The 20,618-nt window shown below is 70.1% G+C and carries 16 protein-coding genes; 9 read left to right on the plus strand and 7 right to left on the minus strand.

Annotation, left to right across the window (positions count from 1 at the left end; genetic code table 11):
- Positions 1–223: 223 nt before the first annotated feature.
- The 5 genes from FFS15_RS12290 to FFS15_RS12310 form a co-directional block, all read right to left on the minus strand.
- Positions 224–1,237, minus strand: a complete 1,014-nt coding sequence (locus FFS15_RS12290) for a LacI family DNA-binding transcriptional regulator (RefSeq protein WP_137845322.1) — start codon at positions 1,235–1,237, stop codon at positions 224–226.
- A gap of 30 nt (positions 1,238–1,267) precedes the next feature.
- Positions 1,268–2,737, minus strand: coding sequence for a GH1 family beta-glucosidase (locus FFS15_RS12295; RefSeq protein ID WP_137845323.1), 1,470 nt, complete (start codon positions 2,735–2,737; stop codon positions 1,268–1,270).
- A gap of 59 nt (positions 2,738–2,796) precedes the next feature.
- The gene (locus tag FFS15_RS12300) at positions 2,797–3,708 is read right to left on the minus strand and encodes a carbohydrate ABC transporter permease (RefSeq protein WP_137845324.1); all 912 of its coding nucleotides are present in this window, start codon (positions 3,706–3,708) and stop codon (positions 2,797–2,799) included.
- On the minus strand, positions 3,705–4,727 hold the full coding sequence (locus tag FFS15_RS12305; protein ID WP_137845325.1) for a sugar ABC transporter permease: 1,023 nt from the start codon (positions 4,725–4,727) through the stop codon (positions 3,705–3,707). The genes FFS15_RS12300 and FFS15_RS12305 overlap by 4 nt, the downstream gene beginning before the upstream one ends.
- 99 nt (positions 4,728–4,826) lie before the next feature.
- A complete protein-coding gene (locus FFS15_RS12310; RefSeq protein ID WP_137845326.1) occupies positions 4,827–6,101 on the minus strand; it encodes an ABC transporter substrate-binding protein in 1,275 nt (424 codons plus the stop codon).
- A gap of 248 nt (positions 6,102–6,349) precedes the next feature.
- Here FFS15_RS12310 and purS point away from each other — a divergent pair, with 248 nt between their 5' ends.
- On the plus strand, positions 6,350–6,598 hold the full coding sequence (gene purS / locus FFS15_RS12315; protein WP_137845327.1) for a phosphoribosylformylglycinamidine synthase subunit PurS: 249 nt from the start codon (positions 6,350–6,352) through the stop codon (positions 6,596–6,598).
- Complete coding sequence (gene purQ, locus FFS15_RS12320) at positions 6,595–7,302, plus strand: phosphoribosylformylglycinamidine synthase subunit PurQ (RefSeq protein ID WP_137845328.1); 708 nt, start codon at positions 6,595–6,597, stop codon at positions 7,300–7,302. The genes purS and purQ overlap by 4 nt, the downstream gene beginning before the upstream one ends.
- Positions 7,303–7,321: 19 nt before the next feature.
- On the opposite strand, the gene FFS15_RS12325 is transcribed toward purQ, so the two are convergent.
- Positions 7,322–7,759: a DUF1761 domain-containing protein gene (locus FFS15_RS12325; RefSeq protein WP_137845353.1), complete on the minus strand. Its 438-nt coding sequence runs from the start codon at positions 7,757–7,759 to the stop codon at positions 7,322–7,324.
- Between the two features lie 62 nt (positions 7,760–7,821).
- Here FFS15_RS12325 and FFS15_RS12330 point away from each other — a divergent pair, with 62 nt between their 5' ends.
- From FFS15_RS12330 to FFS15_RS12340, 3 genes are all read left to right on the plus strand, one after another.
- Positions 7,822–8,754 (plus strand): 2-hydroxyacid dehydrogenase, encoded by a 933-nt coding sequence (locus FFS15_RS12330; protein ID WP_249354015.1) that lies wholly within the window; start codon positions 7,822–7,824, stop codon positions 8,752–8,754.
- 397 nt (positions 8,755–9,151) lie between these two features.
- The gene (locus FFS15_RS12335; RefSeq protein ID WP_137845329.1) at positions 9,152–10,306 is read left to right on the plus strand and encodes a TIM barrel protein; all 1,155 of its coding nucleotides are present in this window, start codon (positions 9,152–9,154) and stop codon (positions 10,304–10,306) included.
- Between the two features lie 264 nt (positions 10,307–10,570).
- Positions 10,571–13,327 (plus strand): PQQ-dependent sugar dehydrogenase, encoded by a 2,757-nt coding sequence (locus tag FFS15_RS12340; RefSeq protein ID WP_249354017.1) that lies wholly within the window; start codon positions 10,571–10,573, stop codon positions 13,325–13,327.
- 119 nt (positions 13,328–13,446) lie between these two features.
- On the opposite strand, the gene FFS15_RS12345 is transcribed toward FFS15_RS12340, so the two are convergent.
- The gene (locus tag FFS15_RS12345; protein ID WP_137845330.1) at positions 13,447–14,007 is read right to left on the minus strand and encodes a nucleotidyltransferase family protein; all 561 of its coding nucleotides are present in this window, start codon (positions 14,005–14,007) and stop codon (positions 13,447–13,449) included.
- Positions 14,008–14,099: 92 nt separating this feature from the next.
- Here FFS15_RS12345 and FFS15_RS12350 point away from each other — a divergent pair, with 92 nt between their 5' ends.
- The 4 genes from FFS15_RS12350 (at position 14,100) to FFS15_RS12365 (ending at position 20,557) form a co-directional block, all read left to right on the plus strand.
- Positions 14,100–15,167: an XdhC/CoxI family protein gene (locus tag FFS15_RS12350; protein WP_137845331.1), complete on the plus strand. Its 1,068-nt coding sequence runs from the start codon at positions 14,100–14,102 to the stop codon at positions 15,165–15,167.
- A complete protein-coding gene (locus tag FFS15_RS12355) occupies positions 15,164–16,522 on the plus strand; it encodes an 8-oxoguanine deaminase (RefSeq protein ID WP_137845332.1) in 1,359 nt (452 codons plus the stop codon). The genes FFS15_RS12350 and FFS15_RS12355 overlap by 4 nt, the downstream gene beginning before the upstream one ends.
- A 358-nt stretch (positions 16,523–16,880) precedes the next feature.
- Positions 16,881–17,726 carry an FAD binding domain-containing protein gene (locus FFS15_RS12360; RefSeq protein ID WP_137845333.1) on the plus strand — a complete coding sequence of 282 codons (846 nt, stop codon included), beginning with the start codon at positions 16,881–16,883 and terminating at the stop codon, positions 17,724–17,726.
- A complete protein-coding gene (locus FFS15_RS12365) occupies positions 17,723–20,557 on the plus strand; it encodes a molybdopterin cofactor-binding domain-containing protein (RefSeq protein WP_349290462.1) in 2,835 nt (944 codons plus the stop codon). Before FFS15_RS12360 ends, FFS15_RS12365 begins: the two co-directional genes overlap by 4 nt.
- The last annotated feature ends 61 nt before the right edge of the window (positions 20,558–20,618 follow it).

A 20,618-nucleotide genomic window follows, 5' to 3' on the forward strand; every position in this document is an offset into this window, starting at 1 on the left:
GGTGGCGGGGGCCAGTCGATCGGATGCTGCGCGCTCTTCATTCACGTGAATGAGAACCGTCGGCATCCGCCCATCATTCCCCGACCCCGCTGTACCGAAAACCCGGTCGGTGACGACGACACGCCGTCGGTGGCGCCCCGCGCCCGGCGTGTCGGATGACGGACCGGGGTTTCGGCACGCGCCGAGGACAGGTGCGGGGACGCCCGGAACGGGTCAGACCGGGTCAGACCGAGTCGCGGACGACGAGCTCGGTCTCGAGGATCGTGACGTGGCGGGGGTGCTTGCCGGCCAGGAGGTCGAGCAGCACGGTCGCCATGCGCTCGCCCTGTGCGAACGACGGCTGCCGCATCGTCGTCAGGTGCGGGATGACCGAGGTGGCCACGGGCGAGTCGTCGAAGCCCATGATCGCGATGTCTTCGGGCACGCGCAGGCCCGCGCTGCCGATGACGGCGAGCGCACCGCGGGCCATGAGATCGCTCGCGATGAACACCGCGTCGGGTGCGTCGCCCGCGTCGAGGATGCGCTGCATGGCGGCGGCGCCGCCGTCGGCGGTGAAGTTGCCGTCCTCGACCGCGCCGGGCGTGAGCTCCCACGCGGCGAGCGCCTCGTGGTACCCCTGCAGCCGGTCGACGCCCGCGGGCATGTCGAGGGGCCCCGCGATCGTCGCGATCCGGCGGCGTCCGCGCTCGATGAGGTACGTCGTCGCGTCGTGGGCGCCGCGCACGTTGTCGACGTCGACGTAGTAGTCGCGCTCGCGCTCGCGCACGGGGCGTCCGCCGTACACGACGGGCACGGACGATGCGATGCGATCGATGAACGTGTCGCTCGTGTGGTGCGACACGATGATCGCTCCGTCCACGGCGCCGCTGCGCACGTAGCTCGTCGTCTTGTCGCCCGGGTCGTCGTTGGCGATGAAGAGGTTGAGCACGTAGTCGGATCGGCTCAGCCGCGCGTTGATGCCCGAGACGATCGCCGCGAAGAACGGGTCGCCGAAGAAGCGCGTCGTGTCTTCTGGGACGATGAGCGCCACCGCGTGTGTCTGCCGGCTCGCGAGCGAACGGGCGGCGCGGTTGGGCACGTAGTTGAGTTCGGCGATGACCCGCGTCACCGCCTCGAGCGCCTCGGGGCTCACCGCCGACGACCCGTTGACGACCCGCGACACGGTCGATCGTGAGACACCGGCTGCCGCGGCGACCTCTTCGATCGTCACGGAACCGCGCATCGCTTCCGTGGTCATGTCGCCCTCTCCCTCTCGCCCCCGACGGGCCTAGACCCCGACCGGCGCCACCGCCGGCTCGAGAGCGCGTGCCGCGATGATGCGGCTGTACTCGCGCCCACTGTCCTTGACGGTGCGTTCCTGCGTTTCGTAGTCCACTCGAACGATACCGAACCGCTTCTCGTAGCCCCAGGCCCACTCGTAGTTGTCGAGGAGCGACCAGTAGAAGTAGCCGCGAACGTCGACGCCGGCATCCTGCGCGTCGAGGATCGCGCCGAGGTGCGACCGCACGAAGTCCACGCGGTCGTCGTCGTGAACGCGGGTCTCGCCGTCCTCGACGACGGCGACGTCGTCGTACGCGGCGCCGTTCTCGGTGACGTACAGCACGGTGCCTGCGGGCTCGGCGTAGTCCTCCCACACGCGGACGAGCAGGCGCGTGAGCCCTTCGGGCTGCACCTCCCACTGCATGGGCGTGCGCGGAAGGCCGCGCTCGTGCCAGTAGATGCCCTCGTGCGAGGGGAAGGGCGACGCCGACACGCGGTCGGTCGGCGCGTCGCCGCCGATCGGCGGGTTCTGCGGCGCGTGGCCTCCGACGAGCTCGCCGTGGTAGTAGTTGACGCCCAGCGAGTCGATGCGCGTCGAGATCGCCTCGAGATCGCCGGGGCGGACGGCGGCTTCGAAGGATGCTGCGGCAGCGGCATCCACCGCGCGCATGTCTTCGAGCACATCGGCGGGGTACTCGCCCTTGTAGATCGGGTCGAGGAACCAGCGGTTGAACTGTCCGTCGATGCGGCGTGCGGCATCGAGGTCGGCCGGGTCGGAGGCGTCGACCGGGTCGGCGACGGTGAGGTTCACCGTGATGCCGAGAGTGAGCGACTCGTCGCGGGCCCGGAGCTCGCGAACGGCCTGGCCGTGACCGAGCAGCAGGTGGTGCGAGGCGAGCATGCCCTCTTCGACGCTGTAGTGGCCGGGGGCGTGGATGCCGGCGGTGTAGCTGAGGAACGACGAGCACCACGGCTCGTTGAGCGTGGTCCACACGTTCACGCGGTCGCCGAGCGCGTCGTGCATCGTGAGCGCGTACTCGGTGAAGAGGTCGGCGGTGTCGCGGTTCGCCCAGCCACCCTTCTCCTGGAGCGCCTGCGGGAGGTCCCAGTGGTACAGGGTCAGCCACGGCAGGATGTCGGCGCCGAGCAGCTCGTCGACGAGGCGCTTGTAGAAGTCGACGCCCTGGGCGTTGGCGGGGCCCCCGTCGGGGTGCACGCGCGACCACGACGTCGAGAAGCGGTAGGTCTGCAGACCCATCGACGTCATGAGCGCGACGTCGTCCTGGTAGCGGTGGTAGTGGTCGCACGCGACGTCGCCGTTGTCGGCGTTGATCACGGCGCCCGGAACGCGGGCGAACGCGTCCCAGATCGAGTCGCGCCGGCCGTCCTCGTGGGCGGCGCCCTCGATCTGGTACGCCGCGGTGGCGGCTCCGAACAGGAAGTTGGAGGGGAATTCGCGCGGGGTGGTCGCGGTCATAGGACAGCGTCCTCTCTGGGGAAGTGGGAAAGTGTGCGGGTCGGCTGTGGTCGGGGGTGTCAGCCCTTGACGGCGCCGGCCATGATGCCGCTGACCAGCTGCTTGCCGGCGACGGCGAACAGGATCAGGAGCGGGATGGTCGACAGCAGCACGCCGGCGAGCACGATCGAGTAGTCGACGAAGTAGTTGGACTGCAGGAGCGACAGCGCGACGGGGAGCGTCGGGCTCTGGCGATCGAGCACGATGAACGGCCAGAAGAAGTTGTTCCAGGCGCCCACGAAGGTGAACAGGAACAGCATCGCGGCGGCGGGGCGGGCTGCGGTGACGCCGATGACCCAGAACGTGCGCATCATGGATGCCCCGTCGACACGCGCGGCCTCGATGAGCTCGTCCGGCACCGACTGCTGCAGGTACTGCGTCATCCAGAACACGCCGAACGCACTCGTGAGGGCCGGAATGATGATCGCGCCGATCTGCCCCGTCCAGCCGAGGTCGGAGAACAGGATGTACAGCGGCACGACGCCGAGCTGCATCGGCACGGCCATCGTCGCGACCACGAAGACGAGCAGCGCCTTGCTGCCGCGGAAGCGGAGCTTGGCGAACGCCCAGCCGGCGAGCGTCGAGGTGATCACGACCGCGGTCGCGATGAGCGTCGAGCTGAAGATCGAGTTCCACAGCGCCAGCCAGAAGTTGACCGCGGGGTCGTTGACGACGGCGGCGGCGTTGGCGAAGAAGTTGCCGCCGGGGATCCACGACATGTTCGGATCGTTGATCGTCGTCGAGTCACCCGAGCCGATGAGGAACGACCAGTAGTAGGGGAACACGGCCGACAGGAGCACGACGCCCATGCCCGCGTACACCCAGAACCCTGCGCGGTAGCCGCGGATCTTGGTGGTCTTCTCGCCGCGGCTGCGACGGGAGGCATTGGGGATGTTCTGCTCGACGATGGCGAGCGGCGGGGTCGAAGTCATCGACGGATTCCCTTCTTGCGCGGTGCGACCACTCCGCGGCCGCCCTCGTCACGGACGAGACGCCGGGTGACCATCAGGTTGATCAAGCCGATCACGATGATGATGAGGAACAGGATCCAGGCGAGCGCCGCGGCGCGGCCGAAGTTCCACTCGCGCCAGCCGAGGTTGTAGAGGAACAGCGTGATCGTCAGCCACTGCTGCGCCGCACCACCCTGACCGGTGTTGTCGAACTGGCTCGGCTCGTCGAAGATCTGGAGGCCGCCGATGGTCGAGGTGATGATCACGAAGATCAGGGTCGGGCGCAGCGACGGAAGGGTGATCGCGGTGAACTGGCGGAACGCGCCGGCACCGTCGACGGTGGCCGCCTCGTAGTAGTCGCGCGGGATCGCCTGCATCGCGGCGAGGAGGATCAGCGCGTTGTAGCCGGTCCAGCGGAAGTTCACCATCGTCGCGATCGCGACGTGGCTCCAGAACGGGTCCTTGTGCCACGGAATGGGCTGCAGGCCGAGGTCGGTGAGGGTGTTGTTCACCAGGCCGTGGTTGTCGCCGAACATGTTGCTGAAGATCAGCGCGACGGCGACGGGGGCCATGACGTAGGGAAGCAGGACGCCCATGCGCCAGAAGGTCTTGGCGCGGATGTTGCGGTCGAGCATGGCGGCGATGAAGATCGCGAGGATCAGCTGCGGCACGGTCGAGAGCAGGAAGATGCTGAAGGTGTTGCGCAGGGCCGTCCAGAACTGCGGGTTCTCAAGGATCCAGATGTACTGGGCGAATCCGATGAACTCGCCCTCATTGCGGACGAGATCCCAGTCCTGGAACGAGATGACGGCCGTGAACGCGATGGGGAAGAGCCCGACGATCGCGAAGAGGATGAAGAACGGCGAGATGTAGAGGTAGGGCGAGAACTTCAGGTCCCACCGGCTCAGCCGGTGCGAGAAGGAGATCACCCGGGGCTGCCGGTCGGGGGACGGCCGGTCGGCCGGCCCGGATGCCGTGGGGCGGGTGGCGGTCGAGGTCACGGGTGGGGCTCCGTATCGGTGTCGAAGGGGGCGTGGGATAAGACGAGTGCGCGCGGGCCGCGGACGACCCGCGCGCACTCGGCTAGGAGGCGATGCCTATCAGAAGGCCTCGACCGTGGTGACCCACGTGTTCCACGAGGTCTCCTGGTCTTCGACGCCGTCGAAGACGCGGGTGACCGCGTTCTGCAGTTCGTCGTGGTACTTGAAGTAGCTCGCGTCCTTGTACGGAGCGACCGTGACGGCCGCGGCGCGGTTCGAGAGGATCTCACCGGACGGAGCGTTGTTGAAGTACTCGTTCGTCGCCTCGGCGAGCTCGTCGCTCTCCAGCGCCTCGAGCTGGCTCGGGAAGGTGCCCGCGTTCGCGAACGCCTTCATCTGCTGCTCGGGAGCCGTCAGCCAGTCGGCGAGCGCGAGCGCTGCGTCGACGTTGGCGCCGTTCTCGGGAACGGTCAGGTACGAGCCGCCCCAGTTGCCGCCGCCGTTCGGGAAGACATCCGCGATGTCCCACCCGGTGGTGTCGGCCGCGTTGCCCGAGATGACGCCCAGCATCCAGCCCGGGCACAGCATCGTGGCGAACTCGCCGTTGGCGAGTGCCGCGAACCAGTCGTCCGACCACTGACCGGCGTAGGCCGAGTTCGGCACGGCGCGCGAGGTCACGAGCTCGTAAGCAGCCTGGATCTCCGGGTTCTCCGTCGCGATGACGGTGCCGTCGGGCTCGGTGTACGTGTACTCGATCTGGTTGACGATGCCCTGGAGCACCGAGTTGGCCGAGTCGATCATCGGCTTTCCGGTGGCTGCCTTGTACTCGTCGGCCACGTCGAGGAAGTTCTCCCAGTCGCCGTCGAACAGTGCGGCGACCTCAGCGCGGTCGGTCGGAAGCCCGGCGGCCTCGAACAGGTCGGCGCGGTAGCAGATGCCCTGCGGGCCGATGTCGGTGCCGAAGCCCACGAGACGGCCGTCGCCGTCGGTCGCGGCGGCTTCCTTCCAGTCGAGCCAGCGGCCCTTGACGCTGTCAGGCGCCTCGGCGAGCAGGTCGGAGTACTGCATGGCCTCGGCGAACCAGTCGATCTCGACTGCTTCGATGTCGGCCAGGCCCTCCTTGCCGAGCTTCTGGAAGTAGTTCGTGCGGGCGTCGCCGGACTCGGCGGCGCGGTTGTGGACGATCGTCACGTTCGGGTTCTCGTCCATGTATTCCTGGAGGAGTTCATCGGTGTAGCCGAAGTCGTTGAACGTCGCGATCGTGAGGGTGATCTCGGCGTCGGGGTCGGACGTGGGCTCGTTGCCGCTGCCGCCGGCGCAGCCGGCGAGAACGATGGCAGAGGCCGAGAATGCGGCGACCGCCACGGCGCTCCTGCGGAAGGCACGTGAGTTCACTGTCACTCCTTTGTGTTTGTCAGGGTCGGATGTGTTGCAGGTGCTCGGTCTCGGACGGGTGCCCGTGACCGCGGTGTCGTGGGAGCGTTCCCACCGGACGGAAGGTCACGTTACGGGAGCGCTCCCATGGATGTCAAGGGAGCGCTCCCATGAAATGGTCACGGTTGCGTCACGGCGTGACCACGAGGACGGATGCCGCGCCCCGTAGACTGTGATCGACCCCTGCCCGCGACATCCGGAGCCCTCGTATGCCCACCATCGTCGTAGACGTCATGCCCAAGGCCGAGCTGCTGGACCCGCAGGGGAAGGCCGTGGCCGGTGCACTCGACCGCCTCGGCATCACGGACTTCGCGTCCGTGCGCATCGGCAAGCGCTTCGAACTCACCGTCGAGGGCGAGGTCGGCGACGACACGCTCGCGACCGCCCGACGCATCGCCGACGAGATCCTCTCGAACTCCGTGATCGAGGACGTGGTCGGCATCGAGGTCGTCGAGTGAGCATTCGCGTCGGGGTCATCACCTTCCCGGGGTCGCTCGATGACCGCGACGCGCAGCGAGCGATCGGGATCGCCGGCGCCGTCGCGGTGCCGCTCTGGCATGGCTCGCACGACCTCGATGGTGTCGACGCGCTCGTCCTCCCCGGCGGCTTCAGCTACGGCGACTACCTGCGCGCCGGCGCGATCGCGGCGCGGGCTCCGATCATGGCGGAGGTCAAGGATGCCGCTGCGTCCGGCATGCCGGTCCTCGGCATCTGCAACGGCTTCCAGATGCTCGTCGAGGCGCACCTGCTGCCGGGCGGCCTGATCCGCAACGCCCACCAGCAGTTCATCCGTCGCGATCAGCGCCTGCGCGTCGAGAACGCCGACACCGCGTGGACCTCGGAATTCGGCTCTGGCCAGGAGATCGTCATCCCGCTGAAGAACGCCGACGGCGGGTACATCGCCTCGGACGACGAGCTCGATCGCCTCGAGGGCGAGGGCCTCGTCGCGTTCCGCTACCTGGGCGTGAACCCCAACGGGTCGCTCCGCGACATCGCCGGCATCGCGAACGAGCGCGGCAACGTCGTGGGCCTCATGCCCCACCCCGAGCACGCGGTCGAGCCGGGTTTCGGCCCCGACACCGACGCCGCGATGCGCTCGGGCGTCGACGGCCTGCCGTTCTTCACGTCGGCCATCGCCGCGGTGGTCGCCGCCGCAGCGTAGGCTGCGGCATCCCCTCGTCCTAGACGGTTCCCGCCGGCGGCCACACGCCGATGATGAGGCCCATGACCACGAAGGTCACGAGTTCGTGGGCGATGTTCATGACGGTGAGCGACGACGGCCGACCCTCGAACTGATCGTGGGTGATGAAGCGCGCGGCGGTGAAGCCTGCCCACAGGATCACGGCGGTGCCGAGGGCCGACAGCAGGAACCCGCCTCCGTAGAAGTGCCATGAGATCGCGGTCGCCCCGGCCAGCACCCATGCCGACAGGAAGCTCACGAACACCGTCACGATGATCGGCATCCAGGCTTGCAGCGCGGTCTTCTCGGCATTCATGTCGACGTTCGCGAGCTTCGCCCAGCGATTGCCGAAGACCTTCGGCGCGTACCAGACCGACCCGACGATCATCGTCGAGAGTGTCGCCAGCAGAACCGCCCAGTAGTTGATCTCGGGGACCATCATCGCCTCCAGTGTCCGGTTGCCCGAACTCTAGTCCTCTCGGCGCCGGTAGCGTGGGAAGAGTGAGCAGCAGCATCCGCCCCCTCGTCGTCAGCGTTCCCACCGAGAAGCTGGCGGCCGACATCGGGCCGGTCCCGGCGGGCGTCGAGCTGATCGTGTGGGCAATGGATGCCGAGGCCCCCCGCGACGAGATCGACATCGTCGTGCCGCCCTACATGAGCGCGAGCGTGATCCTGCCGCGCCTCGAGGGCGTGCGGACGCGGCTCGTGCAGAGCCAGTCGATCGGGTACGACGGCATCGCCGCGCACCTTCCGCGCGGACACGCGTTCGCCAACGCCGCGTCGGTGCACGAGGCCTCGACGGCCGAGCTCGCCGTCGCGCTGACGCTCGCGTCGCAGCGGCGGATCCCGGCGTTCGTGCGGGCGCAGGACGAAGGACGGTGGGCGCCGGAGTTCGCCACGAGCCTCGCGGATCGCCGCGTGCTGCTGCTCGGCTACGGCGGGGTCGGCAAAGCGATCGCGGCCCGCCTCGCCCCCTTCGAAGTGCAGCTCGTGGCGGTCGCCTCGCGCGCGCGTGACGAAGAGGGGATGCCGGTGCACAGCGTCTCCGAGCTTCCGGCTCTCCTCCCCGACGCCGACATCGTGATCACATCGCTTCCGGCCGGCGAGGCGACGAACCGCATCATCGAAGACGCCTTCCTCTCGGCGCTCCCCGACGGCGCGCTCGTCGTCAACGTCGGGCGTGGGTCGCTCGTCGACACCGACGCGCTCGTCGACCACGTGCGCCGCGGACGCGTGCGCGCTGCCCTCGATGTCACCGAGCCCGAGCCGCTGCCGGCGGACCACCCGCTGTGGTCGCTCCCGGGCGTTCTCATCTCGCCGCACGTCGGCGGGGCGTCCACGGCGATGCAGCCGCGCATCGCGCGCCTCGTGCGCACCCAGATCGAGCGGATGCTGGCGGGCGAGCCCCCGTTGAACGTCGTCATCGCGGCCTGAGGCCGCTCGGCGCTCGCGCTGAGCACAATGGCGGGTCGTCCTCGCGACACGCCGCATTTCGGCATCCGTCGTCCCGCGTTTCGCCGTGTTCGCCCGCCATTGTGCACAATCGCGTCCTGTCTGCAGTTGCAGAACCTGAGCGGTCGGTTTCACGTGGGTGCGCTCCCATGAGCACCTTTTGACGAAGTTTGATGAAAGTTGCATGAGAAGCATTTTTCTTTTGCTTGACCGAGTTCTGACAAATGCCCTAGTCTCCGAGAAAGTCGAGGACGATTTCGAAGGCACGCGGACGTGCCGTGATCAACACGGATGCCGCATGCGAAGCGCGGAGGGTGCACTTCGCACTTCGAACCCCCCGCCCCCGACATCACCGGAACGATCCGTGCAAGGGAGCATCATGGACGACCTCACTTATCAGGCCGAAGAAGACGCCCGCGTCCTCGGGCGAAAGCTCGGCCTCAGCCGCCGGCAGCTGCTGGCCGCCACGACCGGAATGGCGGCAGCCGCCGTCGTCGGGCTCGGCGGTGGCCATGCGCACGCCCACGGCGGCGTCGCAGGCGGCGTCGCCGCGGCGAAGGGCGCCAACGGCGTCCTCGTGCCCCCGGGCAAGCGCGGCATCATCCTCTACACGGTGCGCGACGCTATCGGCCGCGACCCGAACACGAGCGAGTTCGCGTCGGGCTTCAAGGAGGTGCTGACCGAACTGTCGCGGATCGGCTACAAGCAGATCGAGTTCGCCGGGTACAACCAGAACGCCAACGCAGAGGGCGGGAACGTCAACAACGTCGCCGGAGCACAGCTCATGCGCACCTGGCTGGATGACCTCGGCCTCGAGGCCGAGGGCAACCACGGTTCGATCCCGTCGACGATCACCGACGCGACCCTCGCGAGCTTCGACGCGGCGTGCGAGGTGGCAAACATCCTCGGGTTCGGCCACATCGGCACCGGCAACGACCCGACCAGCAGCAGCTACCTCGCCGACTGGCAGCTCGCCGCCGAGCGGTGGAACATCCTCGGAGCGCGGGCGGCAACCCACGGTCTGAAGCTGTACACGCACAACCACTCGCCCGCATACAGCTTCCTGCTCGACAGCGGCCCCAACGACGGGTTGGGCCGCCCGACACGCTCGAGCGGTCTGCGGCGCCTGGAGTGGTTCCTGCAGAACACCGACCCGAACTACGTCTACCTCGAGATGGACGTCTACTGGGCGCACGTCGCGCAGCACCAGCACCGGCAGTACACCGCCCCGGACGGCACCGTCGTGGAGAAGATCTTCGACCCGGCCGGGCTCGTCGCCGCGCAGACCACGCGGTTCCCGCTCTTCCACGCGAAGGACGGCCGGACCAACCCGGCAAGCAGCAACGGCTACGACATCGTTCCGTTCGGCGCCGGCAACATCGACTACACGACGTTCTTCCAGCGCATCGGGGCCAAGGGCTACCACAACTCGATGTGGGAGCAGGACAACGCCGGTGGCGGCTCCGCCAACCCCGGCCAGTCGCTCGCGTTCGCCCAGTCGTCGTACGACAACCTGGCGGCCCTCCGCGGCTGACACACGGTCAGGCCGCCCGCATCCGCGCGGACGGTCGGAGGGGGGCGCCGATTCCGGGTCCAAACGCCCCCCTCCTCACTTCCTCCCTGAATCCCGCGAACCTCTCACCCCGGACCGGAAACCGGTCCACCTCCGCTGCACGACCCCAGATCTCGCAGCGGCTCGTCCGGGCCGCACGGCACCGCCGTGCGGCCCGGCTCCAGCAACGGATCCCGCCACCCCCATCCGACTGGAGTCCCCATGCGTACGTCCCCGCCACGAATCGTGGCACTGGCGACCGGCTTCGCCGTCGCAGCATCCCTCGTCATCGCCGCCCCAGCGGCCGCTCATCCCGGCCACGATCACGGCGATGAGATCACCGCCACCACGTGGGCGAACTACGAACGCGTCACACTGTCACGCAGTCTCGGCGAGCCGATCGACATGGCCGTCCTGCCTGACTCGCGCGTGCTGACCACGGCTCGCGGCGGCCAGATCCGCCTCACCGACCCCGCCCAGGGCACGACGACGATCGTCAACACGATCGACGTGTACGCCAACTCGGAGGACGGCCTGCAGACCATCACCCTCGACCCCGCGTTCGACGAGAACGGGTGGGTGTACCTCTACTACGCCCCCCGCGAGATGGTCGCCCCCTACCCCGCGACGACGGCGACAGGTTCGGCGCCGAACACGCTGCCGGCGGGCGCGGACGCCACCTACTGGAACCAGTGGCTCGGCTACAACCAGGTGAGCCGCTTCCAGTGGAACGAGGAGACCGACTCGCTCGACCTCACCACGAAGCAGGACATCATCCGCGTCGAGGTTCAGCGCGGTCAGTGCTGTCACGTCGGCGGCGACGTCGCGTTCGACAAGGACGGCAACCTGCTGCTCTCGACGGGCGACAACACGCCGGCGAGCACCCCGGGCGCCAACGGCTTCGCGCCGATGAACGACCGGGTCGGCTACAACCCGGGCTTCGACGCACGGCGCGGGGCGGGCAACACCAATGACCTGCGCGGCAAGATCCTGCGCATCGACGTGCAGGCGGACGGCAGCTACACGATCCCCGCGGGCAACCTGTTCGCGCCGGGGACGGCCAATACGCGTCCCGAGATCTTCGCGATGGGCCTGCGCAATCCGTTCCGCATCGACTCGGATCCGGTGACCGGCGCCATCACGTGGGGCGACTACGGGCCCGATGCCGGCACGGCCAATGCTCTCCGCGGCCCGATGGGGTACGTCGAGTGGCAGTCCACGACGGTGCCGATCAACGGCGGCTGGCCGTTCTGCCACGGGCCGAACGCAAACTACAACGATTGGGACTACGAGACGCTCACGCCGGGCGCCTTCTACGACTGCGACGGCACCCTCGTCAACAACAGCCCGTACAACACCGGGATCAGCGTGCTGCCGAGCGCAACCGCGCCGCAGCTCTGGTACGGCGATCAGCCGACCCACCAGCCGTGGCCGGAGTTCGGCTCGGGAGGTCAGGGGCCGATGGGCGGACCCACCTACCGCTACGACGAGGAGAACCCCGCGACCACGAAGTTCCCGGCGTACTGGGACGGCAAGGCGTTCATGGCCGAGTTCTCGCGCGACCGCGTGTTCGTCTACAGCCAGGACGACCCCGACGGCGAAGTGACCCGCATCGAGAACTTCCTGCCCAACGCGTCGCTCACCGCCGCGGGGATGCCGCCGTGGGACAACCCGATCGACATCGAGTTCGGCCCTGACGGATCGCTCTACGTTCTCGACTACGGCGACGGCTTCTTCCGCCCGAACCCCGACTCGGGCCTGTACCGCGTCGACTACGTCGAGGGCACGAAGGGTCCGCGCGTCGATCTCGAGGCGTCGGTGACGTCGGGCCAGGGCCCGCTGACCGTCGACTTCTCAGCAGCCGACTCGACCCACCCCGACGGGCTCGCACTGAGCTTCGCGTGGGACGTCGAAGGTGACGGAACGTTCACACCGGGCGAGGCGACCACCTCGCACACCTACACCGTTGACGGCCAGTACGCAGCCCGCGTGCAGGTGACCGACTCGGCGGGTCGCGTGAGCCTGGCATCGGTCACGATCACGGTGGGCAACACCGCGCCCGTGGTCGAGATCGTGACGCCGGTCAACGGATCGTTCACCGACTGGGGTGACATCGTCGAACTCGAGGTGAAGGTCACCGATCCCGAGGACGGCGCCGCGATCGACTGCAGCCGTGTGCTGTGGAGCTACGGCCTCGGACACGACAACACCCACACCCACCCGCTGTTCACCGGTTCGGGCTGCACGGCCCAGGTCGAGACGTCTCTCGAAGCCGGCCACGGCGAGACCGAGAACATCTACGCGCAGATCGGCGTCTCGTACACCGACCTCGGCGGAGCGGTGGCGCCGGCACTCACCGGTGACGCGGTGACGCTGCTGAATCCGCGTGAGCTGCAGGCCGAGCACGCCGACGCCCGCACGGCGGGTGTCGCGGTGGTCGACGACGAGTCGGCCTCGGCGTTCCGCAAGCTCACCGGCCTCGTGCCGGGCGAGTCGATCTCGTACGAGCCGGTCGAGCTCGGCGGCATCACAGGTGTCGAGCTGCGTGCGATGGGCACCGGTCAGGTGTCGCTGCACTGGGGCGATGCCGCGGCCGACGCGTTCGCGACGTTCAACGTCTCGTCTGCGGGTGCCTGGTCGCTCGTGTCCACACCGCTGATCGAGGTTCCGGAAGGCACCGGCACGATCGTCGTCACCTCCACCGGAGGCGTCGATCTCGACCGGCTGCTGTTCACGACGTCGATCGCCGACATCAAGGCGACTCTGGCGGCGCTCCGCGCTGACGGAGACGTCACGAACGGCGCGCTGACCTCGCTCGGCATCCGTCTGGATCGCGCGTCGGCGGCCCTCGCCGCAGGCAACGAGGCGAAGGCGCTCAGCGAACTGCGCTTCGTGCTCGTTCAGATCCCCGAGCGGGTCGAGAACGTCGAAGCCCGCGCCGTGCTGCAGCGCGCGGTCGAGGCGGTGATCGCCGACATCGAGCAGCCGAGCGCACAGGAGTAACCCGAATACAGGCCGGTGCGGCCGGATCACTTCCTGGCGGGATCCGCCGGCCGCACCCCCTTCGACCGGGCCGTGTTCCTTCGGGAGCGCGGCCCGGTCCTTGTGGTTGCAGGGGTGGGTCAGCGGGTGTCGATGTCGGCGCCCGACCACAGGTCGCCACACTCGACGTCGACGACGCCGTGCGTGGCGAGGTAGGGGCGCGCGCCGCGGTCGCCGGTGACGGCCGCGGCGACAGCGTCGAAGTGGTGTGCGCCGATCGCGACGGGGTGGCCGGGCCTGCCGTCGTAGATCGCCTGCGCGAGGCCGTCGCGGGGCTCGGGGCCGAGGGCGGCCAGCACACGGACGACGGCGGCGGGTGCGGCATCCGGCGTATCGACGGGCGTCACGACGACCGCGTCGCACGCGAGGACGGATGCCGCGGCCAGCCCCGCCCGCAGGGTCGCCGACACTCCGTCGCTCCAGTCGGGCACCGTGACGACCTCTGCGCCGGGCGGCACGAGGGCTGCCACTTCGTCGCCGTGCGCACCGACGGCGACGAGCACCCGGTCGCAGCCACCGTCGTGCAACATGCGCACGGCGAGGTCGACCCAGGGGGTGCCGTCGGTCGCGCGGGCGAAGCCCTTCGGGCCGCCGAAGCGCGTTCCGCCGCCGGCGGCGAGGACGAGTCCGCAGGCGTGCATCGCGCTCCTCGCGTCGGGGTGCGCCGCGGGTCGGCGCCGCCATTTCCCTGAGCGTAGTGCGCCGGAAACACGTCGGGATTAGCGTGAGGAGCATGCTCGAACTCGCGAGGGAACTGCTGCCGGTGCTGCACCGCGGCGAGCCCGTCGCGGTGGTCGTTGTCACGCGCGTCGCGCGCAGCGCGCCCCGCGGCGAGGGCGCGTCGATGGCGGTCACCGCCGAGGGCCGCGTGATCGGATCGATCTCGGGCGGGTGCGTGGAGGGCGACGCGGTCGTGCTCGCCCACACCGCCCGCTTCTCGGGGGCTCAGACCGCGCGGCTGGGGTTCTCGGACGACGCGGCCCATGCCGCCGGCCTCGCGTGCGGCGGCAGCGTCGAGGTGATCGCGTTCGCGGTCGCGCCCGACGCGGTCACGATGGCCGCACTCGAGGCGGCTGCGGCAGGGCGGGCGGTGACCGTCGGGATCACGGCGGCGGGGCGGGTGGTCGCGATCGACGGTGGCTTCGCGGCGACGGATGCCGAGAGCACCGACCAGCCGATCGTCGTCCTGTCGGTCGCCCGAGCGCCGCGGCTCATCATCCTCGGCGCGAGCGAGCACGCCGTCGCCCTCTGCCGCATCGGGGCCGCCGCCGGCTTCGCCGTCACGGTGTGCGACGTGTGGGAGACCCTCGCGACGCACGAGCGCTTCCCCGACGCCGCCGAGATCGTCGTCGGGATGCCGCACGAGTTGCTCGCTGCGCTCGACCCGCACGACCTCGATGCGAACACCGCCGTGTGCGTGCTGACGCACGACGAGCGGCTCGATGTGCCGGCACTCGCGGTCGCCCTTCGGCTTCCGGTCGGGTTCGTGGGTGCGATGGGCGCGCGCGGCACGGTCGCGCATCGGGCACGGATGCTGCGAGACGCGGGTGTCTCCGAGATCGACCTCGCGCGCCTGCACTCCCCGCTCGGACTCGACCTCGGGGGGCGGACGCCGGACGAGACGGCGCTGTCGGTGCTCGCCGAGATCGTGGCCTCGCGGCACGGCGGCAGCGGTGCTCCGCTGCGCGAGCGCGACGGAGCGATCCACCGGGAGCGCCGACCGGATGCACACGTCGATGCGGCGCGCTCGTGCGCAGCATCCATCGCCTTCACCCCCGACCCCGCAGGAGCAGCCGAATGACGCGCACCATCATCGAAGGCGGTCATGTCGCCACGGTCGACAGCGAGTCGGCGGAGTACGACGGCGGCCACGTGGTCGTCGACGACGGGCGGATCGTCGCGGTGGGTGCGGGCCGTGCGCCCGAGCAGTGGCGCGACGGCGCCGAGGTCGTCGATGCGCGCGGGTGCCTCGTGACACCCGGGCTCATCAACACGCACCACCACCTGTACCAGTGGCTCACGCGCGGGTACGCGCAGGACTCGATCCTGTTCGACTGGCTGACGGCGCTGTATCCGCTGTGGTCGCAGATCGATGCGCGGCTCACCGGCGTCGGGGCGGCAGGAGCGATGGCGGTGCTGGCGCGCTCAGGCTGCACGACCGTCGGCGACCACCACTACATCTTCCCGAAGGGGTCGGGCGACATCGTCGGCGCGCTCGTCGAGTCGGCGGCGACCGTCGGCGTGCGGTTGCACGCGACGCGCGGCTCGATGGATCTGGGTGCTTCGGAGGGCGGCCTGCCTCCGGATTTCGCGGTCGAGACGACGGATGCCGCACTCGCGGCCTCGCAGGAAGCGGTCGAGCGGTATCACGACCCTTCCTTCGACGCGATGGTGCGAATCGCGATCGCGCCGTGCTCGCCGTTCTCGGTGACCGCCGATCTGCTGCGGGAATCGGCGGTGCTCGCGCGGTCGCTGGGCGTGCGGCTGCACACGCACGCGTCGGAGACCGTCGAGGAGGACGCCTACTGCGCCGAGCACTTCGGCAAGACGCCGACGCAGTACCTCGAAGACCTCGGCTGGCTCGGCGACGACGTGTGGATGGCGCACTGCGTCCACCTCGACGATCGCGCGATCGAGCGGTACGCGGCCACCGGCACGGGCGTCGCGCACTGCCCGTCGTCGAACGGACGCCTGGCATCGGGAATCGCGCCGGTGCGCGACCTGCTGCGGGCGGGGGTTCCGGTGGGGCTCGGCGTCGACGGCGCCGCGTCGAACGAGTCGGGGCAGCTGGGCATCGAGATCCGCGAAGCCGTGCTGATGGGGCGCCTGCGCACCGGCGCGGATTCGTTCAGCGTGAGAGACGGGCTGCGCATCGCGACGATGGGCGGGGCTCGCGTGCTCGGCCGGCAGGACGAGATCGGCTCGCTCGAGGTCGGAAAGCTCGCCGACATCGCGGTGTGGCAGGTCGACCGGGTGGAGCACGCCGGCATCCTCGACCCCGTCGCGGCTCTCGGGCTCGGCGCGATGCCGCCGCTCAAGCGCCTGTTCGTGGGTGGTCGGGTGCTCATCGAGGACCAGACGCTCGTCACCACCGACGAGGACGCGCTGGCGCGAGGTGTCGCCGCGGCGTCGCGGGAGCTGGCCGAGAGGCTCTGAGGCGGGGTCGGCCGCGCGGCGCACGCGGCCGGCGCACGCGGCCGGCGGCGAGTGCACGACCTAGCGCCGAGTGCACGACCTAGCCGCGCGGGCACGGCGTGCGCTCGGCGGTAACCCGTGCACTCGGCGGTCCGGCGCGCCGCTCGGCACAGGGGGAGGAACCGGCATCCGGCCTCGGCTGCTCGTCGAGATGACGCAGATCGTCGCGTGCGCGGAGCGGCAAGAGCAATCTGCGTCGTCTCGGCGGCAGCAGGGTGGAGGGGAGACCGTCCGGCCCCCGAAACACCGCCGAAACCGCGTCTTGGTTGACTGACCGCCCAGGCCCGCACAGCATGGGACACGAGGGAGGTGGTGCACCGTGGACGTCGTGACGGTCACCGGCTATCGCCGCGCGCGCACCCGAGCCGACCTCGCGCTCGCGCCGGGCGAGGTCTTCCTCGCGGGCGGCACGTGGCTCATGAGCGAGCCGCAGCCCAGCACCACCGGCTTCGTCGACCTCACCACCCTCGACTGGCCCGCCCTCGAGATCACCCATGCGGGGCTGCGCATCGGCGCGACCTGCACGATCGCCGAGCTCGTCGCGTGGGCCGAGGGTCGCGCCGAGCTCGCAGTTCCCGAGGGGTGGGCGGCAGCATCCGTCATCCCCGACGCGGCGAACGCGCTCCTCGCGTCCTTCAAGATCTGGAACACCGCGACCGTGGGCGGCAACCTCTGCCGCACGTTCGCCGCGGCATCCATGGTGTCGCTCGCCGTCGCCCTCGACGGCACCGCCGAGGTCTGGACGCCCGACGGCGGTACCCGCACGCTCGCCGTCGCCGACCTTCCCACCGGCAACGGCACCAACGCGCTGGCGCCGGGCGAGATCGTGCGCGCAATCGACCTGCCCGCCGACGCCCTGCGCGCCCGCACGCTGCTGCGAAAGATCGCGCTCGCCGAACTCGGGCGCTCGGGCGCCGTCGTCACCGGCCGCGTCGACCTCGACGGCTCGGCGGTCTTCGCGGTCACGGCCGCGACGCTGCGGCCTGCGGTCTTCCGCTTCGCGGGGATTCCGGATGCCGAGGCCCTCGCCTCAGCGATCGGCGACGCGCCGGACTTCTACACCGACCCGCTCGGCGCCGCGGACTGGCGCCGCGGGGTCAGCATCGTGCTCGGCGAGCGCATCCGCGCCGAACTCGAAGCCGGAGTCGCGGGAGCAACGCCGTGACCGCCGTGAACGAGGCCGGACGCATCGCGCTCGAGGTCAACGGCGAGCGGATCGAGGCCGAACCGCGCGCCGGCCAGTGTCTGCGCACGCTGCTTCGTGAGCACGGCCACCACGAGGTCAAGAAGGGCTGCGACGCCGGCGACTGCGGAGCCTGCGCTGTGCTCGTCGACGGCGTACCCATGCACTCGTGCATCATCCCGGCGGTGCGCGCCGACGGCATGCGCGTGACGACGGCTGCGGGCCTCGCGCCGGGTGATGAGCTGCATCCGGTGCAGGAGGCGCTGGCCGAGGGCTTCGGCTTCCAGTGCGGATTCTGCACCGCCGGCATGGCGGTGACCGCCTCGACCCTCACGGCCGACGACCTTCCCGATCTCGACCGGCGCATGAAAGGCAACCTGTGCCGCTGCACGGGGTACCGCCCGATCCGCGAGGCGATCGGATCGGCCGTACTGGGTCCCGTGCGCGAGACTGGCGCGCCAGCCGGCGCTTCGACCGATGAGACGGATGCCGGCACCTCGCGAACCGTCGAGCCCGCAGCATCCGCCCCCCGCGTCGGCGAGTCCGCCCGACCCGAACCCGCGCGGCGCATCGTGCAGGGGCTCGAGCCGTTCACGTTCGACACCCCCGCGACCGACGCGCTCGTGCTGCGGGTGCTGGGTTCGCCCCACGCGCACGCGCGGATCACCGCGATCGACACGACCGCCGCCCGCGCCGTGCCGGGCGTGGCCGCGGTCTTCACGCACGAGAACGTGCCCGCGCGCCGCTTCTCGACCGCCCGCCACGAGCACCGTGAGGACGACCCCGACGACACGCGCATGCTCGACGACGTCGTGCGCTTCGCAGGTCAGCGCGTCGCGGCGATCGTCGCCGAGACCGCCGAGGCGGCCGACGCCGCGTGCCGGCTGATCGCGGTGACGTACGACGTGCTTCCGGCCGTGTTCGACGCCGAGGCTGCGCGCCTGCCGGGCGCTCCGCTGCTGCATCCCGACCGCACGCCCGACGATCGCGTCGCACAGGCCGGGCGCAACGTGATCGCGTCGCTCCACGACGGCATCGGCGGCGATGCCGATGCCGCCCTCGCGGCGAGCGCCGTCACCGTCTCGGGAACCTGGCGCACCGGACGCGTCGCCCACGCGCAGCTCGAGACCCACGGAACCCTCGGGCGGCTCGACGACGACGGTCGGCTCGTGATCCGCTCGAGCACCCAGGTGCCGTTCCTCGTGCGCGACGAGCTCGCACTGCTGTTCGACCTGCCTCGCGACCGCGTGCGCGTGGTCGCCGCGCGCATCGGCGGCGGGTTCGGCGGCAAGCAGGAGATGTTCACCGAAGACCTCGTCGCCCTCGCCGTGCTGCACACCGGCCGGCCGGTAGCGTTCGAGTACTCGCGCACCGAGGAGTTCCGGCGGGCGTCGCTGCGGCATCCGTTCCGTGTCGAGGTTTCGCTCGGTGCCGATGCCGACGGCACCCTCACCGCGATGAAGCTCGATGTGCTCAGCGACACCGGCGCGTACGGCAACCACTCGATCGGGGTGCTCTTCCACGGCGTCTCGGAGTCGGTGAACGTCTACCGCAGTCCCGTCAAGCGCATCGACGCCGAGGTCGTCTATACGAACAACGTTCCGTCGGGAGCGTTCCGCGGATACGGCCTCGGCCAGGTCAGCCTCGGCGTCGAGTCGGCGATGGATCTGCTCGCCGAGCGCCTCGGCATCGACCCGTTCGACCTGCGTCGCCGCAACGCGGTGCGCTCGGGCGACCCGCTCGTCACGGTGCACGACGAGCACGAGGAAGGCCTCGTGTGGGGCAGCTACGGCCTCGACCAGTGCCTGGACCTCGCGCAGGGCGCGCTGCGCCGCGGCAACGGGGTCTCGGGGCCGGATGGCTGGCTCGTCGGCGAGGGCATGGCGATGTCGTTCATCGCGGCGATGGCGCCCGGCGGCCACCACGCGCACACCTCGGCGACCCTCCGGCCCGACGGAACCTTCGCGCTGTCGGTCGGCACCGCCGAGTTCGGCAACGGGACGAGCACCGTGCACCGGCAGATCGCGGCGACAGTGCTCGAAGCATCGGCCGATCGCATCGTGCTGCGGGCCTCCGACACCGACCTCGTCACACACGACACCGGAGCCTTCGCCTCGGCGGGCGTCACCGCCGCCGGCAAGGCGCTGCAGGCCGCGTGCGCGGCCCTTCGCGGGCGCATGCTCGCGATCGCGCGCGATCTCGCGGAGACCGAATCGGGGGGAACGGATGCCGCGACCCTCGCCCCCGACGGCGTGCGGGTCGGCGGCCTGCTCGTCCCGTTCTCAGACATCGTGCGCGCCGCCGGTGCCGACGAGCGTGCCGCCGAAGGACTCATCGCGCACGGCAGCGAGCACGGCGACGAGCGCAGCCTGTCGTTCAACGTGCACGCCGTGCGCGTCGCGGTCGATCCCGACACCGGAACCGTGCGCGTGCTGCAGTCGGTGCAGTCCGCCGACGCGGGGTTCGTCATGAACCCCGCGCAGTGCCGCGGCCAGGTCGAGGGCGGCGCCGCGCAGGGACTCGGGAGCGCGCTGTACGAAGAGGTTCTCGTCGACGACGCCGGCGAGATCTCGAACCCCGTGTTCCGGCTCTATCGCGTGCCGCAGTTCGCCGACGTGCCCGTGACCGAAGTGCTCTTCGCCGACACGCACGACACCGTCGGACCCTTCGGCGCCAAGTCGATGAGCGAATCGCCGTACAACCCCGTCGCCCCCGCGATCGGCAACGCGATCGCCCGCGCGATCGGCCGCCGCCCGTATCAGCAGCCCTTCACGCGCGAGCGTGTGTGGCGGCTGCTGAACGACGCCGGGTAAGTCGTCACATCCGCGAAACACCCCGACGCCTGCGGTGAAATCTGCGCGGCCTAACGTCGCT

Origin of the sequence: Microbacterium sp. 2FI (assembly GCF_005502885.1) — a bacterium.
Taxonomy (GTDB): domain Bacteria; phylum Actinomycetota; class Actinomycetes; order Actinomycetales; family Microbacteriaceae; genus Microbacterium.

Coding starts and splice junctions, on each gene's coding strand:
- FFS15_RS12290 (WP_137845322.1), bottom strand. CDS start 1,237: ATGACCACGGAAGCGATGCGCGGTTCCGTGACGATCGAAGAGGTCGCC.
- FFS15_RS12295 (WP_137845323.1), bottom strand. CDS start 2,737: ATGACCGCGACCACCCCGCGCGAATTCCCCTCCAACTTCCTGTTCGGA.
- FFS15_RS12300 (WP_137845324.1), bottom strand. CDS start 3,708: ATGACTTCGACCCCGCCGCTCGCCATCGTCGAGCAGAACATCCCCAAT.
- purS (WP_137845327.1), top strand. CDS start 6,350: ATGCCCACCATCGTCGTAGACGTCATGCCCAAGGCCGAGCTGCTGGAC.
- FFS15_RS12325 (WP_137845353.1), bottom strand. CDS start 7,759: ATGGTCCCCGAGATCAACTACTGGGCGGTTCTGCTGGCGACACTCTCG.
- FFS15_RS12335 (WP_137845329.1), top strand. CDS start 9,152: ATGGACGACCTCACTTATCAGGCCGAAGAAGACGCCCGCGTCCTCGGG.
- FFS15_RS12345 (WP_137845330.1), bottom strand. CDS start 14,007: ATGCACGCCTGCGGACTCGTCCTCGCCGCCGGCGGCGGAACGCGCTTC.
- FFS15_RS12350 (WP_137845331.1), top strand. CDS start 14,100: ATGCTCGAACTCGCGAGGGAACTGCTGCCGGTGCTGCACCGCGGCGAG.
- FFS15_RS12355 (WP_137845332.1), top strand. CDS start 15,164: ATGACGCGCACCATCATCGAAGGCGGTCATGTCGCCACGGTCGACAGC.